This is a genomic window from Micromonospora sp. NPDC049799, from assembly GCF_040656655.1.
In the GTDB taxonomy this organism is placed as follows: domain Bacteria; phylum Actinomycetota; class Actinomycetes; order Mycobacteriales; family Micromonosporaceae; genus Micromonospora.
This window is the reverse complement of record NZ_JBFAMU010000539.1, coordinates 1-3,231: the sequence shown is the minus strand read 5'-3', so window position 1 is coordinate 3,231 and position 3,231 is coordinate 1. Positions and strand designations below refer to the sequence as shown.

General features: G+C 76.1%; 2 protein-coding genes. Both read right to left on the bottom strand.

Annotated elements, in window-relative coordinates:
• Positions 1 to 2,748, bottom strand: a 2,748-nt coding sequence (locus tag AB0I76_RS25940; protein WP_357040544.1) for a BTAD domain-containing putative transcriptional regulator, incomplete at its 3' end; no start/stop codon positions are given.
• Between the two features lie 73 nt (positions 2,749 to 2,821).
• A complete protein-coding gene (locus AB0I76_RS25935) occupies positions 2,822 to 3,103 on the bottom strand; it encodes a nitroreductase family protein (protein ID WP_357040547.1) in 282 nt (93 codons plus the stop codon).
• Between the last annotated feature and the right edge of the window lie 128 nt (positions 3,104 to 3,231).

Below are 3,231 nucleotides of genomic sequence, written 5' to 3'. Positions count from 1 at the left end.
GGCCGGGGCGACCAGTGCGCGCAGTTCGGCCCGGGCCCGGGACAGGTCGCCGTGCCAGATCAGGGCCACGGCGAGCAGCACCCGCTGCAACGCGGCGTCGGCCGTCGGGTCCAGCGTGTGCAGCAGCGCCGCCGCCTCGTCGGCGGAGGCCATCGCCACCGGGAAGTCACCGAGCACGAGGTGGGCGTGCGCCTCGAAGGTGAGCGCCATGGCCAGACCCCACCGGTCCCCGGTCTCGCGGAACGCGGTCGCCGCGTGTGCCAGGTCGGCCCGCATGGCATCGGTGTCGCCGTCCTGGCCGTGCAGCAGGGCGGCCATCAGCAGGAGCGTGCCGCGCGCCCACGAATCGGGGTGGTCGCGCAGCCGGGCGATGGCCGCCAGGCCGGCGGCGGCGTCCTCCCGGAGGAAGGCCAGCGCCGGGTCGAGCAGGGCGGCGACCGGGTGGTCGTCCGGCCCGTCGCGGTCGGGGAGGCGGGCCAACAGCGCCTCGATCGGGAGGTCCTCGCCGACCCGGCCGCCGGAGAGCACCGTGTTGAACAGGTAGGCGGCGGTTGCCGCCCGGCGCGCCGCCGGTGGCGCCTCACCGGGCAGCTCGAGCACCGCCCGCAGCCAGGCGGCCGCCTCGGCGTGATTGCCCTGCACCGTCCAGAGCGGACTGACGGCGGCTGCCAGCCGGACCGCGACCGCCGCGTCGCCGGTGTCGCACGCGAAGTGGAACGCGGCGAGCAGGTTCTCCCGCTCCGCGGTCAGCCGGGGCAGCCAGGCGACCTGCTCGGGCCCGCGCAGCCGGGGCTCGGCCCGCTCGGACAGCTCGAGGAAGTACTCGGCGTGCGCCCGCCGGGCGGCGCCCACCTCGTCCTCCTCGGCCAACCGCTCCAGGCCGTACTCCCGGATGGTCTCCAGCATCCGGTAGCGCGGCAGGGGGCCGTCCAGCCGTTGCAGCAGCGACTTGTCGACCAGCGCGGCGAGCAGGTCCAGCGCGGCGGGTCCGATCGCCGGGGACAGCTCGCACAGGCGGGCCGCGCTGTCCGGGGTGACCGCACCGGGGAAGACCGCCAGGCGCTGCGCCAGCCGGCGCTCGTCGGACTCCAGGAGGTCCCAGCTCCAGGTCACCACGGCGCGCAGCGTGCGGTGTCGGGGCATGGCCGTCCGGCTGCCGCCGGAGAGCAGCCGGAACCGGTCGGAGAGCCGGGCGGCCAGCTCCTCCACCGGCAACGTCCGGGTCCGGGCGGCGGCCAGCTCGATGGCGAGCGGCAGGCCGTCCAGCCGCCGGCAGACCTCGACCACCGCGGCGACGTTGGCGTCGGTGACGGCGAAGCCGGGCCAGACCGCGGCCGCCCGGTTGACGAACAGCTGCACCGACGAGGACTCGACGGCCTCGGCGACGGTGGCCGCCGGGGCGGGCAGGGCGAGCGGCGGCACCGGGCACAGCGCCTCGCCGACGATGCCCAGCGGTTCCCGACTGGTGGCCACCACCCGCAGCTCGGGGCAGCGGCCCAGCAGCTCGTCGACCAGCCGGGCGGCGGCCTCCACCAGGTGCTCGCAGTTGTCCAGCACCAGCAGCGCCGGCGCGAACGAGAACGCCTCGACCAGCTGATCGAGCAGGTCCCGGGGGGCCGGACCGTCCAGTAGGCCGGCCTCGCGCAGGCCGAGCGCCCGCACCACCACCTGCGGTACGTCGTCCGGGTCGATCACGGCCGCCAGCTCCACCAGCCAGACGCCGCCGGGATGGTCGTCGGCGAGCGAGCCGGCGAGGGTGGTGGCCAGCCGGGTCTTGCCGGCGCCGCCCGGCCCGACCAGGGTCACCAGCCGACCCTCGCGGAGCTGGCCGGCGAGGCGCCGCAGCTCGGCAGCCCGGCCGACGAAGGTGGTCAGCGGTGCCCGCAGGTTGCCGGGCCGGGTGGACGCACCGGGAGAGTCCGGGGTGGCGGCCCCGGCCGGCACCGGACCAACCGGCACCGGGACGGCCTCCGGCGCCCCGGCCGGGGTGAGCGGGACGGTGGCCGGGGTCAGCGCGGGGTCGCGGCGGAGCATGGCCACGTGCAGGTCGCGTACCCGGGGGGACGGGTCGACACCGAGCTCCTCGGCGAGCCGGGTGCGGAAGTCCTCGTAGGAGCGCAACGCCTCGGCCTGCCGACCGGTGGCGTAGAGGGCGTTCATCAGCAGCGCCCGGGGACGCTCTCGCAGCGGGTGTCGGGCGGTCAGCTCCTCCAGCTCGGCGACGAGCTGGTCCGCGCGGCCGGAGATCAGGTCGGCCTCCGCCCGGTCTTCCAGCGCGGACAGCCGCAGCTCCTCCAGTCGGGCGGCGGCCGCTGCGGCGTACCGCGTGTCGGTGGCGTCGGCGAGAGCGGGGCCGCGCCACAGCGACAGCGCCGTGGCGAGGCAGGTGGTCGCGGTGGCCGGGTCACCCGCGCGCAGCGCCCGCTGACCCTCGCGGGCCAGCCGCTCGAACCGGTACGCGTCCACCGCCTCCCGGGGCAGCTCCAGGCGGTACCCGCCGTGCGACGAGTGCAGGGCGGAGGCGATCGGCAGGGCCCGGCGCAGCCGGGACACCAGCGACTGGACGGCGTTCGTCGGGTCGGTCGGTGGGGTGTCCGTCCAGAGCGCGTCGGTCAGCGCCTCGACGGTGACCGTGCGGCCGACCTCGAGGGCGAGGAGGATCAACAGCCGGCGCAACCGGGCGCCGCCGATCTCGACCTGCCGCCCGTCGACGGCCACCGTGAGCGGTCCGAGGATGCCAACCTGCATGCGCACCATCATGTCACCGGGTGCCGACGCGGTGACGAACCGTCGACGTCGCGGTGGGCGCGGGCCGGTCGGCTCAGTCCGGCGTGGCGGGGCCGGACACCCGGCCGACCAGGTACGTGTAGAGGACGGCGGAGTTGACCCCGTCCAGGCCGAGGGCGGCGTGCAGCGCGTCGTCGTAGAAGCCGCAGAGCCCGACGCTGGACAGCCCCAGGCCGGTGGAGACCAGCGAGAGGTTCTGCGCCACATGCCCGCCCTCCAGCAGCACCAGCCGGTAGGAGCGCAGGCCGTAGTGCAGCCGCTGGTAGGTCAGGTCGGCGACCACGAAGAGCCAGAGTGGACAGCCGGCCGCGTCGATCTTGCCGCCGGCCTTGGTGGCGGGCAGCCGGGACGGAGCTCAGGTAGCCCACCCGGACCACCCAGTGCCACTCGTCACGCGGCTTGTCCAACGGCATCCGGACGGTCTGGCCGGCGGTGACGCGGTAA